Source organism: Mitsuaria sp. WAJ17 (assembly GCF_014174515.1).
Taxonomy (GTDB): Bacteria; Pseudomonadota; Gammaproteobacteria; order Burkholderiales; family Burkholderiaceae_C; genus Roseateles_B.
This window is the reverse complement of the sequence record NZ_JACJUG010000024.1, coordinates 49,378-75,776: the sequence shown is the minus strand read 5'-3', so window position 1 is coordinate 75,776 and position 26,399 is coordinate 49,378. Positions and strand designations below refer to the sequence as shown.

The following is a 26,399-nucleotide window of genomic DNA, read 5'->3' as shown; positions in this document are numbered from 1 at the left end:
GCGATGAAGTCCCTGTTTGCGCTGCTGGCCCTCTCCGTCACCGCCACCGCCATGCCGGCCTGGGCTGACCAGCCGGCCAGCCCGCTGAGCTTCAATGCCAGCCTGACCACCGACTACCGCTACCGCGGCATCTCGCAGACCCGCCTGAAGCCCGCCCTGCAAGGTGGCGCCGACTACGACTTCGGCAACGGTTTCTACCTGGGCACCTGGGCCTCCACCATCAAGTGGGTCAAGGACGGCGGCGGCGACGCCAGTGTCGAAATCGACGTCTACGGCGGCTACAAGACCGAGGTTGCCAAGGGCCTGACCCTGGACGTGGGCCTGCTGCAGTACGTCTATCCCAGTAACAAGCTCAGCCCCAGCGCCAACACGCTGGAGGTCTACGGCGCGCTCACCTATGGCGTGTTCACTGCCAAGTACTCGCACAGCACCAGCAACCTCTTCGGCTTCGCCGATTCCAAGGGCTCGGGCTACCTGGACCTCAGCGCCGCCATGGACCTGGGCGATGGCTTCACCCTGACGCCGCACGTGGGCCACCAGCGTGTGAAGAACCTGGGCAGTGCGTCCTACACCGACTACGCCCTGACCCTGACCAAGGACTACGCCGGCTTCACCTGGAGCGGCGCCCTGGTCCGCGCCAGCACCGATGCCTACGTGGGCCCTGGCGACAAGAACCTGGCCAAGACCGCCCTGGTGCTGGCGGTCAAGAAGGTCTTCTGAATCCGAGCGCAAGGAAGCACACCATGAAACTGATCACCGCCGTCATCAAGCCCTTCAAGCTGGACGAGGTCCGCGAGGCGCTCAGCGCCATCGGCGTGCAGGGCCTCACCGTCACCGAGGTCAAGGGCTTCGGCCGCCAGAAGGGCCACACCGAGCTCTACCGCGGCGCCGAATATGTCGTCGACTTCCTGCCCAAGGTCAAGGTCGAGGCGGCCGTGGATGACGCGGTCGTGGACCAGGTCATCGAGGCCATCGAGAGCTCGGCCCGTACCGGCAAGATCGGCGACGGGAAGATCTTCGTCTCGCCGCTGGACCAGGTCGTGCGCATCCGCACGGGCGAAACCGGCAAGGATGCTCTCTGAGCACCGCCACAAGACATCGTTGGAGTGATCCCATGAAGAAACTGCTTGCCTCCCTGGCCCTCGCCGCGGCGGTCTTCGCGCCCGGCGCCTGGGCCCAGGATGCCGCCTCGGCACCCGCCGCCGCTGCCTCCGTGGCCGTGGCCGTGGCCGCCGCCCCTGATGCGGCGGCCTCCGCAGCGCCCGCGGCCGCTGCCGCTCCGGCCCCCGCCGAAGCCGCTTCGGCGCCGGCCCCCACGCCCAACAAGGGCGACACGACGTGGATGATGCTGTCCACCCTGCTGGTCATCATGATGACGGTGCCAGGTCTTGCCCTGTTCTACGGCGGCCTGGTCCGCAGCAAGAACATGCTGTCGGTGCTGATGCAGGTGATGGTCACCTTCTCGCTGATCGTGGTGCTGTGGGTGCTGTACGGCTACAGCTTCGCCTTCACCGAGGGCAATGCCTTCATCGGCGGCACGGACCGGCTCTTCATGAAGGGCATCTGGGACAACGTCGCCGGCACCTTCTCCAACGCCGCCACCTTCAGCAAGGGCGTGGTGATCCCGGAGATCGTGTTCGCTGCCTTCCAGGCCACCTTCGCCGGCATCACGGCCTGCCTGATCGTGGGCGCCTTCGCCGAGCGCATCAAGTTCTCGGCCGTGCTGGCCTTCATGACGATCTGGTTCACCTTCAGCTACCTGCCCATCGCGCACATGGTCTGGTTCTGGGCCGGCCCGGACGCCTACACCAGCGCCGCCGTCGTCGACAAGGTCAACAGCACCGCCGGCCTGATCTGGCAGTGGGGCGCGCTGGACTTCGCCGGCGGCACCGTGGTGCACATCAACGCCGCCGTCGCCGGCCTGGTGGGCGCCTTCATGGTGGGCAAGCGCATCGGCTACGGCCGCGAGGCCTTCACCCCGCACAGCCTGACGCTGACCATGGTCGGTGCCTCGCTGCTGTGGGTGGGCTGGTTCGGCTTCAACGCCGGCTCCGCGCTGGAAGCCAACGGCTTTGCGGCCCTGGCCTTCATCAATACCTTCGTTGCAACGGCCGCCGCCGTGCTGGCCTGGAGCGTGGGTGAAGCCCTGCACAAGGGCAAGGCCTCGATGCTGGGCGCGGCCTCCGGTGCCGTCGCCGGCCTGGTGGCCATCACCCCGGCTGCGGGCAATGTGGGCGTCGGTGGCGCCCTGGTGATCGGCGTGGTCGCCGGCTTCGCCTGCCTGTGGGGCGTTTCCGGCCTGAAGAAGCTGCTGGGCGCGGACGACTCGCTGGACGTCTTCGGCGTGCACGGCGTGGGCGGCATCATCGGCGCTCTGCTGACCGGCGTGTTCAACTCGCCGGCCCTGGGCGGCCCCAGCGCCGTAGGCGACTGGGTCACGGCCTCCATGATCACGCCGGACGCCTACAGCATCGCCGGCCAGGTCTGGACCCAGGCCAAGGCCGTGGGCGTGACCGTCGTCTGGTCGGCCGTGGTGTCCGTGATCGCCTACAAGATCGTGGACCTGACCATCGGCCTGCGCGTGTCCGAAGAGGAAGAGCGCGAGGGCCTGGACATCAGCTCGCACGGCGAGACGGCCTATCACAAGTGATCGCCGCCTGAGCCTCGCCTGCCGGCCTCCGGGCCGGCGGGCCGCAAGAGAAAAGCCGCCCGAGGGCGGCTTTCTTCATGGGCGCAGTCGGTTGATCAGAGCGGCTTGCGCTCCAGGGTCCACTCCTTGGCGCCCGCCGAGCGGCCGTAGATCAGGCCTTCGGGGTTCATGAACAGCAGGGTGTCGTTGTACTCGCTGGCAAAGAGGGCGGAGGCCGGGGTGGGGGTCTCGTCGCTGAGGGTGGTCCAGCGTTCGCCCTCGCCGCCGCGCTGCATGAGGGCCGTGGAGAACACAAAGGCGCCCTGGCCGCAGACGTTGTAAGCCTGGCCCCTGGCCCCGTAGGCGACGGTGATCATCTTCATGCAGCCTTGCTCGTCCTTGGTCCAGGTGGCGCCCTGGTCGCGGCTGAGGTAGACCTTGTTGCGGCTGCAGGCGAAGAGCGTGCCATCGCGCAGGGCCGTGGCCTGGCGGGGTTCTTCGAAGGGGGTCTTGACGCGGGTCCAGCTGCCGTCCTTCAGGTTCATGCTGTTCACGAAGCCATTGGCCGTGACCATCACATAGCGCTCGCCCACGATCCAGCCGCTGGCCGCCATCGAGGCCGTGCGGATCCAGCCCATGGCTTCGGGCTTGTCCGAGCGGCTGCCGGCCTCACGGCGCAGTTCCTGCCAGGGGCCGGCCTTGAGGTCGTCCGTGGCGTACAGCACCGCGTCCAGCCCCTCGATGGCCAGCAGATAGACGCGCTGGCCCTGGCGCGCCAGGTTGACGATGAGGCCGTGGGTGGGGGCGCTGAGCGCCTGCCAGGTCTTGCCGGCGTCGCTGGTCTGCATCAGCAGGTCTTCCTCGCCGCCCACCATGAAGCGCTGGCGGTCGTTGGCCATGATGGCGGTGATCTCGCGGGTGGCGCCGGTGTCCAGGCGTTCCCAGCGGCCTTCGGAATCGCGGGCCAGGACCTGCCCCAGATTGCTGCCAGCCAGCACGTCGCCGCTCTCCAGCATGCGCGCCGCGTTGAAGGCGTAGGTGCTGCTGCGCGCCATGGCCAGGCGCTTCTGCGGGTCCTGCTCGTCCTTCCAGGCCTGGATGGCCTCGGTGGCCGAGTTCTTCTGGATCAGTGTCTGGATCAGGCCCACGGTGAGCGTGCCCACCACCGCCGTCATGCCGGAGTTGCTCATCACCAGGGTCCGGCCCTGCTGGGCCTGGTTGCTGCGGGCCGCGACCTCGTTGCTGAGGCAGGGGCGCACGGGAGCCTGGCTGGCCATGGCCTGGTGCAGGGCAGGGGAGGTCAGACGCACGCGCTCGATCTGCGGGGCGTCGAAGCCGTCGCAGAGGATGGTGTAGCCCTGGCTGCCCGTGGGCTGATAGATCAGGGTGCCCAGGCTGGTCACCGTCTGGGGCTTGATCTCGAACTCGCCGATGACACCCTTGAGGTCACCCGTCACCCGTCACCCGGCCGGCCAGGCGCGGCGAGAGCATCTGCACCAACTGGTACTTGCCGGCGGGCAGCACGGCCTCGAAGACCTGGCTGCTGTTGTTGCCGCTGGTTTTCTCGGCCTTGATCTCGAGCTCGCGCTTGTCCTGGTTGACCAGGGTCAGCGTTTCCCACTGGTTGAAGTAGAGGAAGTTGCCGCGGTTGGTGCTGGACGCATTGGTCAGGATGCGGGTGGTGAACAGGCCCGAGTCGGCGGGCACCTCGCTGGCGGCCAGGCAGCCCAGCGGGGTCAGGAACAGGGCCGCCTGGCCCAGGAGACGCGCGGGAGAGCGCTGTGCAGGCGGATGCATGCGAAGTCGCCCATGGAAAGTCGCCCCGGGGCGACGGTGGCGGCATTCTAGGAAGGCCCGCGCGAGACTGTGGCCGTGCTTGTGCGAGGGGAGGACGCCCTAGCGGTCCTGCCTGTGCTTGAGCAAGGCGTGCAGCAGCCCAGAGAGCTTGGCCGGGCTGAAGGGCTTGGGCAGGAAGTAGTCGGCGCCGGCCGCACGGGCGGCCTCTTGGTCAGCCGAGGCGGCCTTGGCCGTGAGCATCACGATGATGGTCTTGCCCGTGCCAGGCGAGGCGCGGACCTGGCGGCAGAGCTCCAGGCCGTCGATGCCACCGGGCATCATCATGTCCAGCAGGACCATGTCGGGCTGCCAGCTCAGAATCTGGTCCAGGCCGACGGAGCCGTTGGCGGCCTCGCGGATCTCGTAGTCGTCTTCCTCCAGCGCCCAACGGATCAGGCGGCGGATGTCGGCCTGGTCTTCAACGATCAGCAGTTTGGCAGGCATGGTGGGCAGGGCCGCTCAGCATCGACCGGGCAAGCATACCGCCGGCACTCGCAAAAATGGCGCGCCGCAGGCCTTGCATTCGGGCAATACGCCCTCAGTTGCGGCCTCCTAGAATCTCACTGCCCCCTCTTCAGGCCCCGTCAGCCCAGGATTTGCCACCATGGTTCCACATCTCGTCACCGCCCTGAACGGCCCCATCAAGGAGCTGGAGCAGCGCATCCTGGAGTCCCTGCCGGCCATCGAGCGCTGGTTCCGCCTCGAGTGGATGGAGCACACGCCGCCCTTCTACAGCTCGGTGGACGTGCGCAATGCCGGCTTCAAGCTGGTGCCCGTGGACACCAACCTCTTCCCCGGCGGCTTCAACAACATCAACCCTGACCTGTTGCCGCTGTCGGTGCAGGCGGCCATGGCAGCCATCGAGAAGATCTGCCCTGAGGCCAAGAACCTGTTGCTGATCCCCGAAAACCACACCCGCAACAGCTTCTACCTGCAGCACCTGCAGACCCTGGTGCGCATCTTCACCCAGGCCGGCCTGAACGTTCGCCTGGGCAGCCTGGATGAAAGCCTCGCGGCGCCCACCACCCTGGCCCTGCCGGACGGCGGCAGCCTGGCGCTGGAGCCCCTGGTACGCAAGCGTGGCCGCCTCGGGCTGAAGGACTTCGACCCCTGCACTATCTTGCTCAACAACGACCTCTCCGCCGGCATCCCTGCCGTTCTGGAGGGTCTGCATGAGCAGTACCTGCTGCCTCCCCTGCACGCCGGCTGGACGCTGCGCCGCAAGTCGCGCCACTTCCAGGCCTATGAAGAGGTGGCCAAGAAGTTCGCCAAGCTGCTGGGCATGGACCCCTGGCTGATCAACCCCCTGACGGTGGGCGTGCAGGGCCTGGACTTCACCGAGGGCCAGGGCCTGGAAGCCCTCAAGGACCAGGTCGACCAGGTCCTCACCAAGACGCGGCGCAAGTACAAGGAATACGGCATCCAGGAGAAGCCCTTCGCCATCGTCAAGCCCGACGCCGGCACCTACGGCATGGGCATCATGACCGTGCGCGACGCCAAGGAGCTGGAGGAGCTCAACCGCCGCTGCAAGAACAAGATGAGCGTGATCAAGGACGGCCAGCCCGTGCACGAGGTCATCGTGCAGGAGGGTGTGGTGACGCATGAGCGCGTCAACGAGGCCGTGGCCGAGCCGGTGGTCTGCATGATGGACCGCTACGTGGTGGGCGGCTTCTACCGCGTGCACGCCGACCGCGCTGCGGACGAGAACCTCAACGCCCCCGGCGCCAGCTACGTGCCCCTGGCCTTCGCCCAGTCCACCCAACTGCCGCGCCCCGGCGAGACCCCGGGCGCCAGCGCGCCCAACCGCTTCTACATGTACGGGGTCATCGCCCGCCTGGGCATGCTGGCCGCCAGCTACGAGCTGGAGGCCACGGATCCCGAGGCCGAGGTCTACGCCTGAGGTCCCAGGGCCGGATTTCCTGCCCCCAAAGCAGGGGGGCATGCCCAGCTTGCATGGGACAGGCCGGGGCCAGAGGGCTGGCGAGCGCACAATAGCCACTTTTGACTCCACGGCCCGACCTTCGTCAGGCCGTCGCGCCTGTGAGCTCGAGCCACGAACAACAACACCGCAGCCCCGGCATCCTCGCCGCCATGACCCTGGGCGCCCTCGGGGTGGTCTATGGCGATATCGGCACCAGCCCGCTTTACGCCCTCAAGGAAGTTTTCCACGGCGGCCATGTGCCGTTGAACGCGCAGAACATCCTGGGCGTGCTGTCCCTGCTGTTCTGGACCATGACGATCGTGGTCTCCTTCAAGTACGTGCTGCTGATCCTGCGGGCCGACAACAACGGCGAGGGCGGACTGATCGCCATGCTGGCCTTGGCCACCCAGGCCGTGCGCGAGAAGCCCACGCTGCGGCGGGTGCTGATGGGCGTGGGCCTGTTCGGGACGGCCATCTTCTTCGGGGATGCCGTCATCACGCCGGCCATGACGGTGCTGGGCGCCGTCGAGGGCATCGACGTCTATGCCCCGCAGTATCACCAGTTCATCGTCCCCATCACCCTGATCGTGCTGGCCGGCCTCTTTGCGGTGCAGCGCTTCGGCACCGGCGGCGTGGGCAAGGCCTTCGGGCCGGTGATGCTGGTCTGGTTCGCCAGCCTCACCCTGCTGGGCCTGCCCCAGATCCTGGAGAACCCCCGGGTGCTCGCGGCGGTGAATCCGGTCTATGCCATCGAGTTCTGCCTGCACTACGGCTTGGTGGCCTTCGTGGCCCTGGGCGCGGTGGTGCTGGTGGTCACGGGGGGCGAGGCGCTCTACGCCGACCTCGGCCACTTCGGCAAGCAGCCCATCCGCATTGCCTGGTATGCCATCGTGATGCCGGCCCTCGTGATCAACTACTTCGGCCAGGGCGCCCTGCTGCTGGAAGACCCGGCCGCCATCAAGAACCCCTTCTACCTGATCGCGCCGTCCTGGGCCGAGATGCCGCTCTTCGGTCTGGCCACGCTGGCTGCCATCGTGGCTTCGCAGGCCCTGATCACCGCGGCCTTCTCCGTCACCAAGCAGGCGGTGCAACTGGGCATCCTGCCGCGCATGCGCATCGTCCACACCTCGGTGCGCGACATCGGCCAGATCTACGTGCCCTTCATCAACTGGATGCTGTTCGGCTTCGTGGTCGTGGCCGTGGTGATGTTCGGCTCGTCCAGCAAGCTGGCCGGGGCGTACGGCGTGGCGGTCACCATCGACATGACCATCACCACAGTCATGACCTTCTTCGTGATCCGCTACGGCTGGAAGTACCCGCTGGCCCTGTGCGTGGCGGCCACCGGCTTCTTCTTCCTGATTGACGCCACCTTCCTGGCCTCCAACCTGCTGAAGGTCGCGGCGGGCGGCTGGTTCCCGCTGATGATCGGCATCTGGATGTTCACGCTGATGCTGACCTGGAAGCAGGGCCGCCAGCTGCTGTCCGACAAGCTCCGCGAGGATGCCATCGACATCAAGGGCTTCCTCGAGGCCGTGTTCCTGAGCCCGCCGCTGCGGGTGCCGGGCTCGGCAGTGTTCCTCTCGGCCGAGCAGGGCATCACGCCTAACGCGCTGCTGCACAACCTCAAGCACAACAAGGTGCTGCACGAGCAGAACCTTTTCGTGACGGTCAAGCACCACGAGAAGCCCTGGATCGGCTTCGACAAGCGCGTGGAGGTGGAGAGCCTGGGCAACGACTGCTGGCAGGTGATCGTGCACTTCGGCTTCAAGAACGAGCCCGACGTGCCCGAGGCCCTGAAGCTGCTGGAGGCCCGCGGTGTGCACCTGGACGAGATGGAGACGAGCTACTTCCTCTCCAGAGACATCGTCATCCCCACCATCGGTTCGGGCATGGCCCTGTGGCGCGAGAAACTCTTCGCCAGCATGCACCGCAATGCCGCGGCCGCAGCCGACTTCCTGCACCTGCCCACCAACCGCATCGTGGAGCTGGGTTCCAAGGTCGAGATCTGATCCGGCTTCACGCCGGCTCAAAGCCCCGGCGCCGGCTCCTCGGGTTTGAGGGGCGGCGCCACGCGGGGCAGGCTCAACGTGAAGACGGTGCCGGCGCCGGGCTGGCTGTGCACCTGCATCCGGCCGCCCAGCACCTTGTGCACCATGCGATCGACGATGAGCATGCCCAGTCCCATGCCGCCCGCGTTCAGCCGGGTGCTGAAGAAGGGCTTGAAGAGCTGCTCCAGCGTGGCCTGGTCCATGCCGCGCCCGTTGTCACTGACACGGCATTGCACCAGCTCGCCCGCCACCTCCGCCTGAATGCGCACCTCGCCGGGCTGGCCTTCCTCGAAGGCATGGAGCAGGGCATTGTTCACCAGATTGATCAGCACCTGGCCCAGGGGGCCGGGATAGCTGTCCATCTGGATGCCCTCGGGGATGTCCAGCACGACCTGGTGGAGCTGCAGGCGTAGGGTGGGAGACAGCGAGCCGATCAGCTCGCCCACCATCTGGCTGAGGTCGAAGCTGCGGCGCTGGGCGCTGACCTGGTCGGCCGCGACCTGGCGGACGTCGCCGATCAGGTCCACCGCGCGTCGCACATTGCGGCTGATGAGCTCGGCATGCTCGGCACTGTGCTGCAGGAAGCTGTCCAGCTCGGTCCGGCGCAGGTTGCCCTGGGCGATGCGGGCCTGGAACTGCAGGGCCTCCGTGCGCAGGGACTCGCTGCAGACCAGAGCGTTGCTCATGGGCGAGCTAAGCTCATGGGCCACGCCGGTGACCAGGGCGTCCAGCGTGGCGCGCTGCTGCGCCTGCGCCAGGGCCTCGCGCGATTCGCGCAGTGACTCCATGGCCTCGGCCAGCGCCTCGCCACGCTCGACCACCCGGGCCTCCAGCGTGGCGTTGAGCTCCAGCACGCGGGCCTCCGCGGCCTTGCGGTCGGCGATATCGACCATAGTGCCTGCGATCAGCTGAGCGCGGCCCTGGTCGTCCCGGCGGATGACCTGACCCCGCGAGTGGATCCAGCGCCAATCGCCGGGCTTGCGGCGGTGGCGGTATTCCACATCGAAGGCGGGCGTGTCTCCTCGCAGGTGGCGGCGCAGAGCCTCGCGGACGCGGGGCAGGTCCTCGGGATGGCAGTCGTCCTTCCAGTCATAGCCCGGGCCCGGCTGGAACTCGCCGACGGCGTAGCCCAGCAGCGTCTGCCAGCGCTCGTTGACGTGCGTCTCGCCGCTGAACAGGTTGTGCTCCCAGGTGGCGGCCTGGGTGCCGTCGATCACGTGCTGCAGGCGCTCGCGCTCCTGGGCCAGCTGCAGGTGGGCCAGCGCGGTGCGGCGACGTTCCGCCAGGGCACGCCAAAGAGTGGCGCTGATCAGCAGGGTGCCCGCCATGCCTGCCAGCAGGCCCGCCAGGGGGCGCGTCCGCTGGCTGTCGTCAAGGAACTCCGGCAGGGGCTGCAGCAGCAGGGTCCAGGGCTGGCCTGCGATGTCCACGCCGAAGCGCTGCTGGAGGGCGTGGGCCGGTCCGCGGTCAGACGGAGGCAGGGTGGAACCGCTGGCAGAGCTCAGGCTCGTGAAGCGCACCGGGGCCTGTTCGTCGCGCCCCTCCAGCGCCCACAAGGCCATGCCGCCCTGGCGCGCCCGTTCCACCGCTGGGCCCAGCAGCTGCGGCAGTTCCACGACGGCTGCCAGGTAGCCCCGCAGGGCGGGCGTGCCGCCCTCCGGCGTGGGATCGAAGACGGGCGCGGTGATGGCGAAGCCCCAGGAGCGGCGGCCGGTGATGTCGTCATGGATCACCGCGAAGCTGTTGGAGGCCACCGGGCGTCTTTGCGCCGCCGCCGCCAGCTTGGAGGCCATGCGGACCGGGTCTGGCGCCAGGTTGTAGCCCAGGGGCGACTGCCCCGCCGGCCAGCCGTACAGCACGGGCACATAGTGCTCACGCTCGGGGGCCGGCTGCCAGCCCCGGCCATCGGGCCTGGGCTCGCGGATCTCGAAGCCGACCAGGCCTTCGGCCCGCGCCTCCCGCTCCACCTGCCGGCGTTGCGCAGGGCCCGTCACCTGGGGCTGCCATTCGATCAGGGTGCGGGGCGGCAGGGAGGACGACAGCTCGCGGGCAAAGTGCTGGAAGGCCGCCAGCCGCATGGGCCTGTGGGTGCTCACCAGCAGGCCGGCGCTGCGGCTGGCCTCCACGACGCGCGACAGCGTCAGCTCGACCTCCAGCCTGACGGGCTCTGCCATGGCCTGCGCCTGCTTCAGCGCATGCAGCTGCTCCTCTTCCGCCAGGGCCTGGTAGGCCCAGACACTGGCCGCCAGCCCGAGCCCCAGGGCCAGGCCCACGAGCAGCAGGTCGGCGGTGCGGCCGGGCGGGGGCGTCGGGGTGGTGAGGGTGTCGCTCATGTGGGGCGCTGCATCGCGGCCATGGAGGTGGCAGCAGTATTTCAGCTTTCCTGTCAGAACCCAATGCCCGTGCGACGCTCAAATCCCTGCGCCTGCCGCCCGGTCCCGGCACGGCTATGCTGCCCCCCATGCGCCGCTTCATGCAAGACCTGTCCCTTCCCAGCGCCGTCGCCGGTTTCGTGGCCGTGCTGGTGGGCTTCACCAGCTCGGTGGTTATCGTCTTCCAGGGTGCACAGGCTCTGGGGGCAACCTCGGCACAGCTCACCTCCTGGATGTGGGCCCTGGGCCTGGGCATGGGGCTGACCAGCCTGGGCCTGTCCCTGTGGACGCGCCAGCCCATTCTGACGGCCTGGTCCACGCCAGGGGCCGCCCTGCTGGCCAGCGCGGTGGGCGTGTCCATGCCCGAGGCCGTGGGGGCCTTCATCGTCTGCGCCCTGCTGATCGCCGTCGCCGGCTTCAGCGGCCTCTTCGAACGGCTGATGGACCGCATCCCCATCGCCATTGCCTCGGCCCTGCTGGCTGGCGTGCTGGCCCGCTTCGGCCTGGACGCGATGCTGGCCACACAGAGTGCTCCAGCCCTGGTGCTGAGCATGGCGGCCGCCTTCCTGCTGGGCAGGCGCTTCTGGCCGCGCTACGCCGTTCCCGTGGTGCTGCTGACGGGGGTGGCCGTGGCGGGCTTCCAGGGCCGGCTCCACATGGACGCCGTCCAGTGGGCCTGGGCCCGGCCGGAGTGGGTGAGTCCGCGATTCAGCGTGGCGGCCATGGTGGGCGTGGCGCTGCCGCTGTTCCTCGTGACCATGGCCTCGCAGAACCTGCCCGGCGTGGCGGCGCAGCGGGCCTCAGGCTACCAGACGCCCATCTCGGCCAGTATCGGTGTGACCGGCCTGGCCTCCCTGGTCCTCGCGCCCTTCGGTGGCTATGCCCTGAACCTGGCGGCCATCACCGCGGCCATATGCATGGGCCGAGAGGCGCACGAGGACCCGGCGCGGCGCTACACCGCGGCCGTGATGGCTGGCGTCTTCTACATCGCCCTGGGGCTGGCCGGTGGCGCTGTCGTGGGCCTGCTGGCGGCCTTCCCGCGCGAGCTGGTCGCGGCCATTGCCGGCCTGGCTCTGCTGGGCACCATCGCCGGCGGCCTCAGTGCGGCTCTGAAGGACGAGGCCCACCGCGACGCCGCCATCCTGACCTTTCTCGTGACGCTGTCAGGCCTCAAGCTGGCGGGCATAGGCTCGGCCTTCTGGGGCGTGGTGGCCGGGGCACTGGCCCTGCTGGTGCAGCGCCTGCGCCGCCCTTGAACTTGCCACCGACATCAAGATCCCTCGACTTCACATCCGGACCTACGCCATGAAACTGCTTTTCGTTGCCGACCCGCTGTCCAGCTTCAAGACCTACAAGGACTCGACCTTCGCGATGATGCGCGAGGCTGCCCGCCGCGGCCATGAGCTCTGGGCCTGCGAGCCCGCCGACCTCGTCTGGCAGCGCGGCGGCCTGGTGACGGCCCGTGGTGCGCAGCAGCTGCAGCTTTCGCCCGCGGCCCTGGCCAGCGCCTATGGCACGGACACGTCGGACTGGCATGCGGTGGGCGCCAGGCAAGACCTGGCCCTCGCCGGGGTCGATGCCGTGCTGATGCGCAAGGACCCGCCCTTTGACAGCGAGTTCTTCTACACCACCCAGCTGCTGAGCCAGGCCGAGCGCGAGGGCGCCCGAGTCTTCAACAAGCCCTCGGCCCTGCGCGAGCATCCCGAGAAGCTGGCCATCCTGGAGTTTCCGCAGCACATCACGCCGACGCTGGTGACGCGCTCGGCCGCAGCCATTCGCGCTTTCCACGCCGAGCACCGCGACATCATCCTCAAGCCCTTGGACGGCATGGGCGGCATGGGCATCTTCCGTGTCGGGCCGGACGGCATGAACCTGGGCGCCATCATCGAGACGCTCAACAAGGACGGCGCTCAGACGGTCATGGTGCAGCGCTACCTGCCCGAGATCTCGCAGGGTGACAAGCGCATCCTGCTGATCGGCGGCGAGGTCGTGCCCTTCGCCCTGGCCCGCATTCCCCAGGGCGGCGAGGTGCGCGGCAACTTGGCGGCCGGCGGCAAGGGCGTGGCCATGCCGCTCACCGAGCGGGAACGCGAGATCGCCCAGCATCTGGCGCCCATTCTGGCCGCACGCGGCCTGTTGCTGGTGGGCTTGGACGTGATCGGGCCCTGCCTCACGGAGATCAACGTCACCAGCCCCACCTGCTTCCAGGAGATCGGCGCGCAGGCCGGCTTCGACGTCGCATCCCTCTTCGTCGATGCCCTTGAAAAGGCGGTGGGCGCGGCCCAGGGTTGATCCGCATGCCGCACGGGCGTTCTGGGTAGTCAAATACCAGAGCAAGACCAAAAAAATACCAATGACGCTCGACCCTGAGTCGGGCACGGCACTCGTCGGGGCTTGCACGGTCAGCTCTGGCGGGCCGGGGAAGATGGGTGCGCAGGAGGGCTCGTCCACGAACGGCCCAGCGTGGCGCCGCTGCTGGCGGTGCCGCCCGCGGGCTGCTGTCCAGCCTTGCACCGATCCCCTGGAGGTTCGCATGACCCTGTCCGCCCCATCCCTGGCCCGCCATGCCCTCGGCCTGGCCCTGCTGGCCGCCGGCATCCAGCTCTCTTCGCCCGCGCTGGCCGCCCCCTGCTCGGCCGCCTGGGCCGAAGGCAAGACCTACACCGCCAACACCCTGGCCAGCTACCAGGGCAAGGACTACAGCGCTCTGGTGACCCACACCGCCTACGTGGGCGCCAATTGGAACCCGGCGTCCACGCCCTCGCTGTGGCGCTACGTGGCCGACTGCACGGCCAGCCCGACGCCCACACCTACCCCCACCCCGACACCGACACCGACACCGACACCGACCCCCACGCCCACGCCCACGCCCACGCCCACGCCCACGCCCACGCCCACGCCCACGCCCACGCCATCCCCCGGCCTGCCCAAGCACGCCCTGATCGGCTACTGGCACAACTTCGCCAATGGCGCGGGCGCGCCGATCCGGGTGAAGGATGTCTCGGATGACTGGGACGTGATCATGATCTCCTTCGCCAGCGACGCAGGCGACGGCGGCGTGGCCTTCCAGCTGGATCCCGGCGCGGGCTCGGAGGCCGACTTCATTGCCGACATCGCCGCCAAGCGCGCCAAGGGCAAGAAGGTGGTGCTGTCCTTGGGCGGGCAGGAAGGGCGCATGACGCTCAACACCAGCGCGCAGGTCACGAACTTCGTCAACACCCTGGCGGCGCTGATCGCGAGGTACGGCTTCGACGGCATCGACCTGGACCTGGAGAGCGGTGCCGGCGTCTCCCTGGGCTCCCCCATCATCAACAACCTGATCACGGCGGTAAAGCAGCTCAAGGCCAAGGTGGGGCCCGGCTTCTACCTCTCGATGGCGCCCGAGCATCCGTATGTGCAGGGCGGCTACGTGGCCTACGGCAGCATCTGGGGCGCCTACCTGCCCATCATCGACGGCCTTCGGGACGAGCTGACGATGATCCACGTGCAGTACTACAACAACGGCGGCTTCACCTACTCCGACGGGCGCCAGCTCAGCGAGGGCACGGTAGACGGCCTGGTGGGCGGCAGCCTGATGCTGATCGAGGGCTTCAAGGTCAGCCAGGGCACGGGCTGGGAGTTCAAGGGCCTGCGCCCTGACCAGGTGGCCTTCGGTGTACCTTCGGGGCCCCGCTCGGCCGGCCGGGGCTATGCGCCGCCGAGCGTCATCAACCAGGCACTCCGCTGTCTGACCCTGCTGCAGGGCTGCGGCGCGGTGAAGCCCAAAGTGGCCTATCCGGGCTTCCGCGGCGCCATGACCTGGTCCGTCAACTGGGATAAGGCCGATGGCTACAGCTTCTCGGTGCCGGTGAAGGCGCAGCTGAAGACGCTGCCCTGAGCGCTGGACGCAGGCAAGACCTGACCCCGATGGTGAAGGCGCCCGAGGGGGGGCTTGCCGCGTTCAGCGCCGCTTCAGGCCCAGGTGCAGCGGGAGGTCGGGGCGCAGCGTGATGTCCAGGCGCGGCTGCGGTGCGCGCCGGCCGGGCAGGGCCTGCAGCTCGTAGCGCTGCAGCAGCAGGGCGGCGACCACGCTCATCTCCGTCAGTGCGAAATGGCTGCCCAGGCACACGCGCGGGCCGGCGCCGAAGGGCAGCCAGGCGCCGCGCGGGATCTCGGGGTGGCCGGCTGTGGGGTCGAAGCGATCGGGGCGGAAGGCCTCGGGTTCCAGGAACCAGCGCGGGTCGCGCTGGGTGAGTGCGGGCGTGATGCGCACCATGCTGCCTGCCGGCAGCGTGTAGCCGGCCACCTGGACGGGGGCTGTCGTACGTCGCGAGAACAGGGCGGCCGCTGGCGGATACAGGCGCAGACTCTCTTTGAAGCTGCGGGCCAGGCGGGGCAGCAAGGGCAGGTCGGCGGCGGTGGGCGTGCGCTCGCCCAGCACGGCCTGCACCTCGTCGGCGACGCGGCGCTGCTCCTCGGGGTGCGAGGCCATGCACCAGCCCCACCAGGTGAGCGCGGCCGCGGTGGTCTCGTGGCCCGCGAGAAAGGTGGTCATGCACTCGTCACGCAGCGCATGGGCGTCGAAGCCCTGCCCCTGCGCGTCCTGGGCCGCCAGCATCAGGCCCAGCAGGTCGGTGCTGGCGCCGGGGTCCTCGCCTGTTTCGTTCCTGGCCAGACGATGATCGACCTCCGCCTCGATGAAGCGCTTGAGCAGCTGCAGGGCGCGTCGCTTGCGGGCCTTCCAGGGCATCCACAGCGGGGCGCTGACCGGCCAGTAGAACTCCTGCATGGCCTCGACGCCCAGGTCATGCACGGCGGCGGCAATGGCGCGGCCCTGTTGCTCGTCCCCTCGGGAGAAGAGGGCGCGCATGATCACCTCCATGGTGACCTGGGTCATGGCCGACTCGAAGTTGAACTCCGCCAGGCCCTGCCAGCGCTGCAGGCCCTCGCGGGCCGCCTCCACCATGCGCGGCACGAAGCTCTCGACGCGCCGGGGCGCGAAGGCGGGCTGAAGCATCTGGCGCTGGCGCTGCCAGTCGGCGCCTTCCGCCACCAGCACGCTGTGTCCGTGGGCGCTGGCGAATACCTCTGTACCGCGCTCCCAGCGGATCAACTGATCGTGCGACGCCACCAGCACCTCCCGGATGTGATCGGGGTGCAGGAAGCTGTAGTCCACCAGGTGCACGAAGCGCTGGCGGACGACGTCGCCGTACTGTGCATGCCACTGGCGCAGCGGGCCGAGGTAGTCGCGGCTCAGAGCACGCAGGCGGTCGAAGCCCAGGCCGGCGGGGCCGGGGGGCAGGGCGGTCTTTGTGGGTGCGAGGGTCTGGGTGTTCATGGGCCCGCATGGTGGCGGGGCGGCTGCGGCGGGTCTTGAACGAAATCGACATCCGCCCGGGCAAGTCCGTCCGCGGGCGGCGGCGCTTCGCGGCCTGACTACACTGCCGCCATGGACAGCGACCGCCACCCCGATACCGTCGCCCGGCTGATAGCGCCCAGCCTGGCCCTCAGCGGCTGCCTCTATGCCTCGCTCTGGCGCGACACCACCGCCGCCGCCCCGCTCACCGCGGCGCAGCGCAGCTCCCACTTCCCGGCCACGCCCTTCTGCGGCATGACCTGGGTGCTGGAGGGCGACGGCTGCCAAGTGCTGGACGACGGCAGCGAGCGCCGCCTGGGCGGCCGCTGCCTGGTCGGCGGACCGCGCAGCCGGCCGGCCCAGTTCCGCTCCGACGCCGGCATGCGCTGCTTCATGGTGGCCATCCTGCCGGACGCGCTGCATGCCCTGACCGGCCTGGATCTCGCGAGCCTGCTGGACCGCTACGAGCCCATTGAATCTGCCCTGGGCCCCGATTGGCAGGCCTTGAACGATGCCCTGCTGGCCGCTCCAGACGAACAGGCCTGCCAGGCCCTGCTGGAGGACTTCCTGCTGCCCCGCTGGCGGGCCTGGGCGCAGAGCCAGGCCGCGCCGCCGCGCCGCTACCGGGACTGGATGCAGAACCTCGCGCTCAAGGCCGTCGCTGGCGGGCACGGTGACAGCCTGCGCCAGGTCGAACGCCGCATCAAGCGCTGGAGCGGCCAGAGCATGCAGGCCCTGCGCCGGGTCAGCCGCGCCGAGTCCACCTTCCACCGGGTGCGCCGCGAGATGGAGGCCGGTGAGGTGCTGTGGAGCGCCCTGGCCCAGGACGCCGGCTACGCCGACCAGGCCCATCTGTGCCGCGAGACCCGCCGCGTCACCGGCTTCAGCCCCGAGGAGCTGCGCCGGCGCATCGACAGCGACGAGGCTTTCTGGGCGTATCGGGTCTGGGTCTGATGCCTTGATCGGGAGGTGGGCGCCGCCTCTGGGACAATCCACCCCCATGGCTGTCCTCTCCCTGACCAATGCCCATCTCGCCTACGGCCATGTGCCGCTGCTGGATGGTGCCAATTTCGCGCTGGAAACCGGTGAACGCGTGGGCCTGATCGGCCGCAACGGCACGGGCAAGTCCTCCCTGCTCAAGATCCTGGCCGGCATCGACAAGCTCGACGACGGCCTGCTGCAGCTGCAGCTGGGCCTGCGCAGCGTCTATGTGCCTCAGGAGCCCGAGTTGCGGGCCGAGGCCAGCATCTTCGAGGTGGTCAGCGAGGGCGTGGCCGAGGCCCGCGCCCTGCGTGAACGCTTCGAGGCCCATGCGCCCGGCGAGGACCTCGACGCCCTGCAGACCCGGCTGGAGCAGTTGGGCGGCTGGACCTGGGAGCAGCGGGTCGAGGAGACCCTGCAGCGCCTGGGCCTGGACGGCAGCCGGCAGGTCGGCGCGCTGTCCGGCGGCCTGAAAAAGCGCGTGGCCCTGGCCCGCGCCCTGGTGGCCCAGCCCGATGTGCTGCTGCTGGACGAGCCCACCAACCACCTGGACCTGGACGCCATCGCCTGGCTCGAGGGCCTGCTCAATGCCTTCAAGGGCAGCCTGCTGCTGATCACCCACGACCGCGCCTTCCTGGACAACGTCTGCAACCGCATCGTCGAACTCGACCGCGGTCAGTTGCGCGGCTATCCCGGCAACTTTGCCGCCTTCCAGGCCGCCAAGCAGTACGAGCTGGAGAACGAGGCCCTGGCCAATGCCCGCTTTGACAAGGTGCTGGCGCAGGAGGAAGTCTGGATTCGCAAGGGCGTCGAGGCCCGGCGCACCCGCAGCGTGGCCCGCGTGGCGCGCCTGATGCAAATGCGCGAGGCCCACGCCGCCCGGCGCGACGTGCAGGGCAAGGTGCGCCTGGACATCGCCACCGGCGACGCCAGCGGCAAGATCGTTGCGGAGCTGGACAAGGTCAGCAAGCGCTTCGGCGAGCGCACCGTGGTGCGCGACTTCAGCACCACCATCCTGCGCGGCGACAAGATCGGACTCATCGGCCCCAATGGCGCTGGCAAGACCACGCTGCTGAAGCTGATCCTGGGCGAGCTGGCGCCGGACAGCGGCACCGTGCGCCAGGGCACCCGCCTCACCGTGGCCTACTTCGACCAGATGCGCGACGGGCTCAACCTGGAGGCCACGCTGGCCGACACCATCAGCCCGGGCAGCGAGTGGATCGAGATCGGCAACCAGCGCAAGCACGTGATGAGCTACCTGGGCGACTTCCTCTTCGCCCCGCAGCGCGCCAACTCACCGGTCAAGAGCCTCTCCGGGGGCGAGCGCAACCGCCTGCTGCTGGCCCGGCTCTTCGCCCGCCCGGCCAATGTGCTGGTGCTGGACGAGCCCACCAACGACCTCGACATCGAAACTCTGGAGCTGCTGGAAGAGCTGCTGCAGGACTACGACGGCACCGTCTTTCTGGTCAGCCATGACCGCCGCTTCCTGGACAACGTGGTCAGCTCGACCCTGGTCTCGGAGGGCGATGGTGTCTGGCGCGAGTACGAGGGGGGCGTGCAGGACTGGCTGACGCAGTCTCAGCGCGCCAAGGCCATCGCCGCCGCCGCGGCGCCCAAGGCCGCACCGGCGCCGGTGCCTGCCGCCGCACCACCCGCCGCGGCCAAGCGCAAACTCAGCTACAAGGAGCAGCGCGAGCTGGACGAACTGCCCGCCCGCATCGAGGCCCTGGAGGCCGAGCAGGCGGCACTCAATGCCCTGATCGGCGGCACCGAGCTCTATACGCAGGGCGCCGGCCGCATCCAGGAGGTCACGAACCGCGCCGCGGCCATCGAGGACGAGCTGATGGGCCTGCTGGAGCGCTGGGAGACCCTGGGCGCCCGCTGAGCACGGAGCCTGGCGCCGGCCTCAGGCGCGCTGCAGCTTGTCGGCGGGGATCAGGCCGCTCTTGTTCTTCAGCTGCACCACCAGCTCGCCATGGCGGATGACCACGGTGTCCACCACCTCGGTGCTGCCGCCCAGCCTGACCCGGTCGCCCGGCTTCAGCGGGGGCTCCTTGGGCAGGGACGGGATGACGGGCATGGCGATCGGTGGCGACACCCGTTGCATCACCTGCGGCGATCCCATGACCCGTTGCAGGCGCTGGTGCAGGTCCGGCCGCTCCTGGGCCAGGCGCTCCAGGGCCTGGCGCAGGGTGGTCTTGAGCTCCTGGGCGGTGAAGGGCTTCTTCAGCAGGAAGCGTGCGCCAGCCGCCTGCGCCTGCGCCTGTTGCTCGGGCCCGGTCTCGAAGCTCAGCAGGGCAAGGCGGCAGTCCGGCACCTGCTGACAGATCTGCCGGTGCAGGGCGATGCCGCTGAGTGCTTCCTTGGGAAACCAGTCGCAGATCAGGAACTGGGGGCGGAAACCCGGCAGCAGGGCCAGGGCTTCGTCGGGCCGGCTGCAGCAGCGGATGCTGTCCGCCGGGAATCCGTAGCTCTCCAGCAGCTGGCGGGCGAAGTTCTGGACACCGGCCAGCGGATCGACGACGAGGAAATGAAGCGGGGCGGGGGCGTTCATGGCGGCGCAGCCAGGGGGTTGGACGGGGATTTCAGTCGGGCTTGCAAACGATCTTAGCGAGCCCCGCGTGCGCCTCGCTGACGTCCCGGGAAAGCCCGGCCGCGCAAAGCACCGGCAGCGTGAAAAAAGTGCGTGACGCCGCCGCGACGATGGCCCCGGCGGCGCTGCCCGCGCGGCTGGTTTGGCCCTAGCATGGGATGTTCGGGCCAGCCGCAGGAAGTCCATCGCATGGGTCTCAGACGCCAGATGATCGGCTACGTGATCGCACTGTCCGCGGGCTGCATCCTGCTGGGCGTCTGGGCCATCCAGCGCGGCCTGGACCAGGCCTACCAGGATGTGGAGTTCGAGGATGCCCGCGACGATTTCGAGCATCTGGTGGCCGTGCTGGATGGCGAGATCCAGCATCGCGAGTTCATGCTGCGCGAGTGGCGCCTGTGGCCGGACTTGCGCCGACACCTGACGCGGCCCGATCCCGACTTCATCCAGCGCAGTTTCAGCCCCGCCTACCTGGGACAGGTTGGCCTGGACGGCCTGCTGCTGCTGGACGAGCAGGGCGCGGTGGTGCTGCAGGCCTGGGCGGCGGTGGATGGGGAGCGCTGGCTGGATTCGTTGCCGGCCGGCACGCGCCGCTGGCTGGGTACGCCGGCCGCCGACAGCCCGGCCTGCGGTCTGGCGGGTTCGCCGGACTACCTCGTGCTGCTTTGCCGGCGCCAGCTGGAGGAGCCGGGGATGAGCGATGGCTCGCGCGGCGTGCTGGTGATGGCCGAACGCCTGGACAGCCGCTTCCTTCGCCAGCTCCAGCGCCGGGTGGGCCTGCCCGTGCGCATCGTGCCGGCCTCCCAGGCCTTGCCGCTGGTCGGCGACCTGGTGCAGGCCATGGGCAGCGCCGAGCTGCCTGGCGCCGGCCCCTGGAGCCTGCGCCGCCTTGACGAGCGCCTGCTGATGCACTGGCTCCTGCCCCTGGCCGGCGAGCCCCTGCAGGTAGTGGCGCTGGAGGTCCAGCACGGGCGTGGCATCGTCCAGCGCGGCGCCCGCGAGGCCCGCGATCGCCGCCTGTCCATGGCGGTGCTGGCCCTGGTGCTGGGCGTGGCCCTCGCCTGGCTGCTGGACCGCCAGGTGATTTCGCGCGTGGTGCGCATGCGGCGCGAGCTGGCCGCCATCCGCGAGCAGCGGCAGTGGCATGCCGCGGTGACCCTGCAGGGCGCTGACGAGATCAACGAGCTGGGTGCCGGCGTCAACCACCTGCTGTCTGTCATCGATCGCCAGGTCTACGAGCTGGAGAAGCTCTCGCTGACCGACGCCCTGACCGGCCTGCCCAACCGGCGCAGCTTCAGCCAGCGTCTGGCCCTGGCCCTGCGTCAGCAGCACCGCAACGGCGCCTCGCTGTGCCTGATCCTGATCGACGTGGACCACTTCAAGCTCTACAACGACCGCTACGGCCACGCCGCGGGCGATCGGGCCTTGCAGGAGGTCGCGCGCTGTCTGCAGCGGGTGGCGCGCCGCCCCTCGGACCTGCCTGCACGCCTGGGCGGAGAGGAGTTCGCCTTGCTGCTGCAGGATACGGACGCGCCGGGCGCTCTGCACCAGGCCGCGGAGTTCCGTGACCTGCTGGCGCGTGCCGGCATTCCCCACGAAGCCCAACCTGACGGCACGGCGTCCGGCTGCATTACGGCCAGCATCGGCCTGGCGATGTTCTCGACGCCGGACAGCCCCGACACGCTCTACCAGCGCGCCGACGCCGCCCTGTACCGTGCCAAGGCCGCGGGCCGGGATCGCATCGAGTGCGCCTGAGTGCGCGATCCTCGCCAGTCCCTCAGCGCTGCCGCTCCTCCCGCATCGCTTGCAAGCGGCGCCAGAAGCGGGCGTCCTGCGAGGTGGCGAAGTTGATGCGCATGAGGCTGCCGGCCTGGCGGGTGGCGCTGAACAGCACGCCCGGGGCGATCAGCCAGCCCTCGTCCAGCATGCGCTGGGCCAGGCGCTCGGTGTCCATGCCCACCTCCAGCCAGCCGAAGAGGCCGGCCGGCGGTGTGACGAAGCGGCAGCCGGCGGCCTCGGCCAGGGGCACGACGCGCTGGCGGGCGGCGTCCAGGCGGGCGATCACGCGCTCGGCATGGCGGCGCAGCGTGCCTTGCTCCAGGCACACGGCCACGGCGCGGTCCATCAGGGGGCTGGTGGTCAGCGTGGTCAGCAGCTTCTGCTCGGTCAACTGGGCCACCACCTCCGGTGCCGCGGCCACGAATCCGACGCGCCAGGCGGGGGTGAGGATCTTGGAGAAGCCCGAGACGTAAAGCGTGCGCCGCAGCCCGTCCAGGGCGGAGAGGCGTGGCGCGTGGTTGGGGGCCATGGAGGCGTAGGTGTCGTCCTCGACGATCTGGAAGTCGTGCGCCTCGGCCAGCTTCAGGATCTGGTGGGCGCGCGCCAGCGACAGCGTGCCGCCCGTGGGGTTGTGCAGCACCGAGACCGTCACGTACATGCGCGGCCGGTGCTCCCGGGCGAGCTGGGTCATGACGGCCATGTCCGGCCCGTCGGCGCCGCGGGGCACGGGCAGCAGGCGCATGCCGGCCTGGGAGAGCCGGGCGTATTCGATGGACCAGCCTGGGTCGTCCACCAGCACGGCGTCGCCCGGCTGCAGCAGGCGGCGGGTGATCAGGTCCAGGGCGTGGGTGGCGCCGACGGTGCTGATGATCTGGTCCGCCGGGGCGCTGATGCCCAGGTCGTCCAGGCGCCGGGCCAGGGCCTGGCGCAGGCGCAGGTCGCCGCCGGGTTCGCCGTACTGCAGGGCCAGGGGGTCGCCGCCGTCGGTCTGGGCCAGCACGCGGCGCATGGCGCTTTGCAGCAGGGGCAGGTCCAGCCACTCGCCGGGCAGCGTGCCCAGACCCGGCGCATGGCGGGCATCGGCCTGGAACATGCCGCGGATCAGCGCGGTGGCGTCCAGGGGGACGCCTTGCGGGATGCCCACCGGCGGGCGCTCGGGCTCGCTGCGCCCGGGCGCCACGGGCTGCGGGCGCAGGTCCCGCACGAAGAAGCCGCGCTGCTTGCGCGCCTCCACCAGGCCGGCGGCCAGCAGCTGGTCATAGGCTGCGACCACGGTGTAAGGGCTCACGCTGTGATGGCGGGCGCACTCGCGCACCGAGGGCAGGCGGCTGCCCGGCAGCAGCAGGCGCTGCTGGATGCGCTGCGAGAAGCGCTGGGCAAGCTGCTGGGCCAGGGTCTGGCCGGCGTCGCGCTGCAGGGAGGCTGTGTCGGTGTGCATGCCAGTACAGTTTCTAGTGCTGTCTGGATAAGTGTATTGGTTCTGTACTGGCTGTGGCCGTAGACTGGGCCGATGCAGAAGTCTTCAACCCGTGTTCTGGGACTGCTCGGCGGCATGAGCTGGGAGTCCAGCGCGCAGCTGTACGCCCTGATCAACCGCGAGGTGGCCGCCCGGCAGGGCGGGCTGCACAGCGCGCGCCTGCTGCTGTGGAGCGTGGATTTTGACGAGATCGCCACCCTGCAGCGCGAGGACCACTGGGACGAGGCCGGGCAACTGCTGGGCGAGGCGGCGGCCGGGTTGCGCCGAGCCGGCGCCGGCGCCCTGATGCTGGCGACCAACACCATGCACCGCGTGGCCCCGGCCATCGAGGCGGCCGGGGAACTGCCCCTGCTGCACCTGGTGGACCTGACGGCGGCCGCGCTCAAGCGCCAGGGCATCCGCCGGGCGGCCCTCATGGGCACGCGCTACACCATGGCGCCGGGCTTCTACACCGAACGCATGAACGCCCAGGGCATCGAGCTCCTGAGCCCGCAGGGCGAGGCCGCCGAGGAGGTGCACCGCATCATCTTCGAGGAGCTGTGCCGTGGCGATGTGCGCGACAACTCACGTCAGGCGCTGCTGGCCCAGGCCGCCCGCCTGGCCGAGCAGGGTGCCCAGGCCCTGATCCTGGGCTGTACCGAATTGGGACTCTTGCTGGATGATGCGGTCCAGCGAGACTGCCCGCTGCCGTTCATCGACAGCACCCGCCTGCAGGCGCAGGCGGCTGCAGACTGGCTGCTGGCCCCGTGACTTTACCGGGGCCTTCGCCGGCCCCCGACGCTTTTCAGACGACTTGCTGGAGACAAGAAGATGAGCACCACCCCCTGGAACCTGGCCCAACGCGCCGCACGGATGAATCCGTCCATCATCCGCGAGATCCTCAAGGTCACCGAGAAGCCGGGCATCCTGTCCATGGCTGGCGGCCTGCCCTCGGCGGACACCTTTCCGGTCGAGGCCCTCAAGACCGCCTGTGACCGCGTGCTCTCGCTCAACGCCAAGGAATCCCTGCAGTACGCCGCCAGCGAGGGCTTCGCGCCGCTGCGCGAGTGGGTGGCCGCCCGCGTGGCGCGCTTGGGGATGGAATGTTCGGCGGACCAGGTGCTGATCACCAGCGGTTCGCAGCAGGGCCTGGACCTGGTCGGCAAGATCCTGTGCGATGCCGGCGCCCCCGTGGCCGTCGAGACGCCCACCTACCTGGGTGCCCTGCAGGCCTTCACGCCCTACGAGCCCATCTTCACGAGCCTGGCCAGCGATCACGAAGGCCCGCTGCCCGAGGCCTTCGGCCGCCTGGCCCATGATGCGCCCGGTACTCGCTTCGCCTACCTGCTGCCCAACTACCAGAACCCCACCGGCCGCGTGATGAGCGCCGAGCGTCGCCAGGCCGTGATGGCCGCGGCCAAGGCCGCCAACGTGCCGGTCGTGGAAGACAACCCCTACGGCGACCTTTGGTTTGACGAGGAGCCGCCTGCCGCGCTGAGCTCGCTGTGGCCTGAGGGCTCCATCTACCTGGGTTCCTTCTCCAAGGTGCTGACCCCTGGCTTCCGCCTGGGCTACATCATCGCGCCCAAGGCCCTGTACCCCAAGCTGCTGCAGGCCAAGCAGGCTGCCGACCTCCACACCCCGGGCTTCAACCAGCGCGTGGTCTACGAGGTCATCAAGGACGGCTTCCTGGACCAGCACATCCCCAGCATCCGTGCCCGCTACAAGGCCAACCGCGACGCCATGGCCGCGGCCCTGGAGAAGTACTTGCCGGCCGGCTGCGAGTGGCAGAAGCCCAAGGGCGGCATGTTCTTCTGGATCCGCCTACCCGAAGGCCTGGACGCCATGGCCCTACTGCCCAAGGCTGTGGACGCCAACATCGCCTACGTGCCCGGCGCGGCCTTCTATGCAGCCAACCCCGATCCGCGTGCCCTGCGCCTGTCCTTCGTGACCCTGACGCCGGAGCTGATCACCGAAGGCGTGGCCATCCTGGGCCGCGTGCTGGGCGAGGCGCTGGAGTCCGGCGCCCAGCCCACGCCCTGAGGCGACACCGTGGCGGACGAGCGCCTGCAGCGCCAGCTTGGTGAGCGCCGCTACCGGCTGGGCTTCGCGCCGGCCGACATCGACGCCATGGCCGCCCATGCCTACCTGAGCCGGGCCTACTGGTCCGAGGGCATCTCCCTGGCCCTGGTGCAGCGCGCCATCGAGCACTCCCTGTGCATCGCGCTGCGCTGTGCCGAAGGCGAGGGGCTTGAGGTTCAGGTGGGTTTCGCCCGCATGGTCACGGACCGGGCCACCTACGCCTACCTCTGCGATGTCTATGTGCTGGAGGCGCACCGCCGCCAGGGCCTGGCCGACTGGATGATGCAGACCCTGCTGCGGCATCCGGACCTGCAGGGCCTGCGCCGGCTGCAGCTGGTCACGCGGGACATGCAGTCGCTCTACGCCCGCCACGGCTTCCAGCCTCTGGGCCATCCGGAGCGAGGCATGGAGATTGCCCGGCCCGGCCTGTACCTGCGCGACGGCGCCAAGTCGCCGCCCTGAACGTTTCCTTTTCCATCGTCACCGCCTGAAGGAGCCTTGATGAGCCCGCGTTTGCGTCCCTTTGCCCAGGTCGATGTCTTCACGGCGGTACCGCTCAAGGGCAATGCGCTGGCCGTGGTGGTGGATGGCACCGGTCTTGACGAGACCCAGATGCAGGCCTTTGCCTGCTGGACCAACCTCAGTGAGACAACTTTCCTGCTGCCGCCCACCATGCCCGAGGCGGACTACCGCGTGCGCATCTTCACACCCGGCGGCGAGCTGCCCTTCGCGGGGCATCCGACCCTGGGCTCAGCCCACGTCTGGCTGAAGCACGGCGGCGTGCCGAAGACGCCGGGCCGCGTCGTGCAGGAAAGCGCCATTGGCGCGGTCACCCTGCGCCAGGACGGCGAGCGCCTGGCCTTCGCGGCGCCGGCCCTGGTGCGCAGCGGCCCGGTGCCGGCCGAGGTGCGCGCCCAGGTGGTCCGCGCCCTGCGCGTGGCGGACACCCAGTTGCTGGACGTGGTCTGGGTGGACAACGGCGGGCCGCCCTGGGTGGCGGCGCGCCTGGAGACGGCCGAGGCCGTGCTGGCCCTGCAGCCGGACTTCCTGGCCATGCAGGGCCTGGACCTGGGCGTGGTCGGCGCCTATCCGCCGGGGCACGAACTGCAGTTCGAGGTGCGCGGCTTCGTGCCGAACCTGTCGGTGCCCGAGGACCCGGTGACGGGCAGCCTCAACGCCGGCCTGGCGCTGTGGCTGATCGGCAGCGGCCTGGCGGTTTCGTCCTACACCGCCGGCCAGGGCCGCGTGCTGGGCCGTGACGGGCGAATCCATGTGCGCAGCGAGGGCGGTACCTGCTGGATCGGCGGCGACGTCGTACCCTTGATCGAAGGGCAGGTCCGTCTCTGAGACCTGCCTTCCCCGAATCTGAA

22 protein-coding genes are annotated in these 26,399 nt (G+C 69.5%); 15 read left to right on the top strand and 7 right to left on the bottom strand.

Annotation, left to right across the window (positions count from 1 at the left end; translation table 11 throughout):
- Nucleotides 1-3: 3 nt before the first annotated feature.
- From H5407_RS18110 to H5407_RS18100, 3 genes are read left to right on the top strand one after another with little or no spacing between them, the layout of a single operon-like run.
- Nucleotides 4-720: a TorF family putative porin gene (locus H5407_RS18110; RefSeq protein WP_183105888.1), complete on the top strand. Its 717-nt coding sequence runs from the start codon at nt 4-6 to the stop codon at nt 718-720.
- Between the two features lie 23 nt (nt 721-743).
- The gene (glnK, locus tag H5407_RS18105; protein ID WP_183105887.1) at nt 744-1,082 is read left to right on the top strand and encodes a P-II family nitrogen regulator; all 339 of its coding nucleotides are present in this window, start codon (nt 744-746) and stop codon (nt 1,080-1,082) included.
- A 32-nt stretch (nt 1,083-1,114) separates the two neighbouring features.
- On the top strand, nt 1,115-2,650 hold the full coding sequence (locus H5407_RS18100) for an ammonium transporter (protein WP_183105886.1): 1,536 nt from the start codon (nt 1,115-1,117) through the stop codon (nt 2,648-2,650).
- A 95-nt stretch (nt 2,651-2,745) separates the two neighbouring features.
- Here the strand turns inward: H5407_RS18100 and H5407_RS18095 are convergent, their stop codons facing one another.
- From H5407_RS18095 to H5407_RS18085, 3 genes are all read right to left on the bottom strand, one after another.
- Nucleotides 2,746-4,086 (bottom strand): YCF48-related protein, encoded by a 1,341-nt coding sequence (locus H5407_RS18095; RefSeq protein ID WP_183105885.1) that lies wholly within the window; start codon nt 4,084-4,086, stop codon nt 2,746-2,748.
- Nucleotides 4,076-4,426 (bottom strand): hypothetical protein, encoded by a 351-nt coding sequence (locus H5407_RS18090; RefSeq protein ID WP_183105884.1) that lies wholly within the window; start codon nt 4,424-4,426, stop codon nt 4,076-4,078. Before H5407_RS18090 ends, H5407_RS18095 begins: the two co-directional genes overlap by 11 nt.
- A gap of 99 nt (nt 4,427-4,525) precedes the next feature.
- Entirely contained in the window at nt 4,526-4,909 is a 384-nt protein-coding gene (locus tag H5407_RS18085) for a response regulator transcription factor (RefSeq protein WP_183105883.1), read from the bottom strand.
- Nucleotides 4,910-5,069: 160 nt separating this feature from the next.
- On the opposite strand from H5407_RS18085, the gene gshA reads away from it, so the two are divergent.
- Together gshA and H5407_RS18075 are read left to right on the top strand one after the other, a co-directional pair.
- Nucleotides 5,070-6,365, top strand: a complete 1,296-nt coding sequence (gshA, locus tag H5407_RS18080; RefSeq protein ID WP_183105882.1) for a glutamate--cysteine ligase — start codon at nt 5,070-5,072, stop codon at nt 6,363-6,365.
- A 191-nt stretch (nt 6,366-6,556) separates the two neighbouring features.
- Entirely contained in the window at nt 6,557-8,395 is a 1,839-nt protein-coding gene (locus H5407_RS18075; RefSeq protein ID WP_183105905.1) for a potassium transporter Kup, read from the top strand.
- A 17-nt stretch (nt 8,396-8,412) separates the two neighbouring features.
- Here H5407_RS18075 and H5407_RS18070 read toward each other — a convergent pair whose 3' ends face one another.
- Nucleotides 8,413-10,767 (bottom strand): ATP-binding protein, encoded by a 2,355-nt coding sequence (locus H5407_RS18070; protein WP_183105881.1) that lies wholly within the window; start codon nt 10,765-10,767, stop codon nt 8,413-8,415.
- Nucleotides 10,768-10,907: 140 nt separating this feature from the next.
- Between H5407_RS18070 and H5407_RS18065 the strand changes: the two genes are divergently transcribed.
- The 3 genes from H5407_RS18065 (at nt 10,908) to H5407_RS18055 (ending at nt 14,683) form a co-directional block, all read left to right on the top strand.
- Nucleotides 10,908-12,062: a benzoate/H(+) symporter BenE family transporter gene (locus H5407_RS18065; protein ID WP_310737668.1), complete on the top strand. Its 1,155-nt coding sequence runs from the start codon at nt 10,908-10,910 to the stop codon at nt 12,060-12,062.
- 49 nt (nt 12,063-12,111) lie between these two features.
- Nucleotides 12,112-13,098, top strand: coding sequence for a glutathione synthase (gshB, locus tag H5407_RS18060; protein WP_183105879.1), 987 nt, complete (start codon nt 12,112-12,114; stop codon nt 13,096-13,098).
- A 241-nt stretch (nt 13,099-13,339) separates the two neighbouring features.
- Nucleotides 13,340-14,683, top strand: coding sequence for a chitinase (locus tag H5407_RS18055; RefSeq protein ID WP_183105878.1), 1,344 nt, complete (start codon nt 13,340-13,342; stop codon nt 14,681-14,683).
- Nucleotides 14,684-14,746: 63 nt separating this feature from the next.
- On the opposite strand, the gene H5407_RS18050 is transcribed toward H5407_RS18055, so the two are convergent.
- Entirely contained in the window at nt 14,747-16,123 is a 1,377-nt protein-coding gene (locus tag H5407_RS18050) for a cytochrome P450 (RefSeq protein WP_183105877.1), read from the bottom strand.
- Between the two features lie 111 nt (nt 16,124-16,234).
- On the opposite strand from H5407_RS18050, the gene H5407_RS18045 reads away from it, so the two are divergent.
- Together H5407_RS18045 and H5407_RS18040 are read left to right on the top strand one after the other, a co-directional pair.
- A complete protein-coding gene (locus tag H5407_RS18045; protein ID WP_183105876.1) occupies nt 16,235-17,095 on the top strand; it encodes an AraC family transcriptional regulator in 861 nt (286 codons plus the stop codon).
- Between the two features lie 46 nt (nt 17,096-17,141).
- Nucleotides 17,142-19,007: an ATP-binding cassette domain-containing protein gene (locus tag H5407_RS18040; protein ID WP_183105875.1), complete on the top strand. Its 1,866-nt coding sequence runs from the start codon at nt 17,142-17,144 to the stop codon at nt 19,005-19,007.
- A gap of 21 nt (nt 19,008-19,028) precedes the next feature.
- On the opposite strand, the gene H5407_RS18035 is transcribed toward H5407_RS18040, so the two are convergent.
- Entirely contained in the window at nt 19,029-19,676 is a 648-nt protein-coding gene (locus H5407_RS18035) for a response regulator (RefSeq protein ID WP_183105874.1), read from the bottom strand.
- A gap of 228 nt (nt 19,677-19,904) precedes the next feature.
- On the opposite strand from H5407_RS18035, the gene H5407_RS18030 reads away from it, so the two are divergent.
- Nucleotides 19,905-21,467 carry a diguanylate cyclase domain-containing protein gene (locus H5407_RS18030; RefSeq protein ID WP_183105873.1) on the top strand — a complete coding sequence of 521 codons (1,563 nt, stop codon included), beginning with the start codon at nt 19,905-19,907 and terminating at the stop codon, nt 21,465-21,467.
- Nucleotides 21,468-21,489: 22 nt separating this feature from the next.
- On the opposite strand, the gene H5407_RS18025 is transcribed toward H5407_RS18030, so the two are convergent.
- Nucleotides 21,490-22,929, bottom strand: coding sequence for a PLP-dependent aminotransferase family protein (locus tag H5407_RS18025; protein WP_183105872.1), 1,440 nt, complete (start codon nt 22,927-22,929; stop codon nt 21,490-21,492).
- Between the two features lie 72 nt (nt 22,930-23,001).
- Here H5407_RS18025 and H5407_RS18020 point away from each other — a divergent pair, with 72 nt between their 5' ends.
- The 4 genes from H5407_RS18020 to H5407_RS18005 are packed head-to-tail and all read left to right on the top strand — an operon-like array spanning nt 23,002 to nt 26,376.
- Nucleotides 23,002-23,718, top strand: coding sequence for an aspartate/glutamate racemase family protein (locus H5407_RS18020; protein ID WP_183105871.1), 717 nt, complete (start codon nt 23,002-23,004; stop codon nt 23,716-23,718).
- Nucleotides 23,719-23,778: 60 nt separating this feature from the next.
- Complete coding sequence (locus tag H5407_RS18015; protein WP_183105870.1) at nt 23,779-24,990, top strand: PLP-dependent aminotransferase family protein; 1,212 nt, start codon at nt 23,779-23,781, stop codon at nt 24,988-24,990.
- Nucleotides 24,991-24,999: 9 nt separating this feature from the next.
- Complete coding sequence (locus H5407_RS24720; RefSeq protein ID WP_220800670.1) at nt 25,000-25,491, top strand: GNAT family N-acetyltransferase; 492 nt, start codon at nt 25,000-25,002, stop codon at nt 25,489-25,491.
- A gap of 39 nt (nt 25,492-25,530) precedes the next feature.
- Entirely contained in the window at nt 25,531-26,376 is an 846-nt protein-coding gene (locus tag H5407_RS18005; protein ID WP_183105869.1) for a PhzF family phenazine biosynthesis protein, read from the top strand.
- The last annotated feature ends 23 nt before the right edge of the window (nt 26,377-26,399 follow it).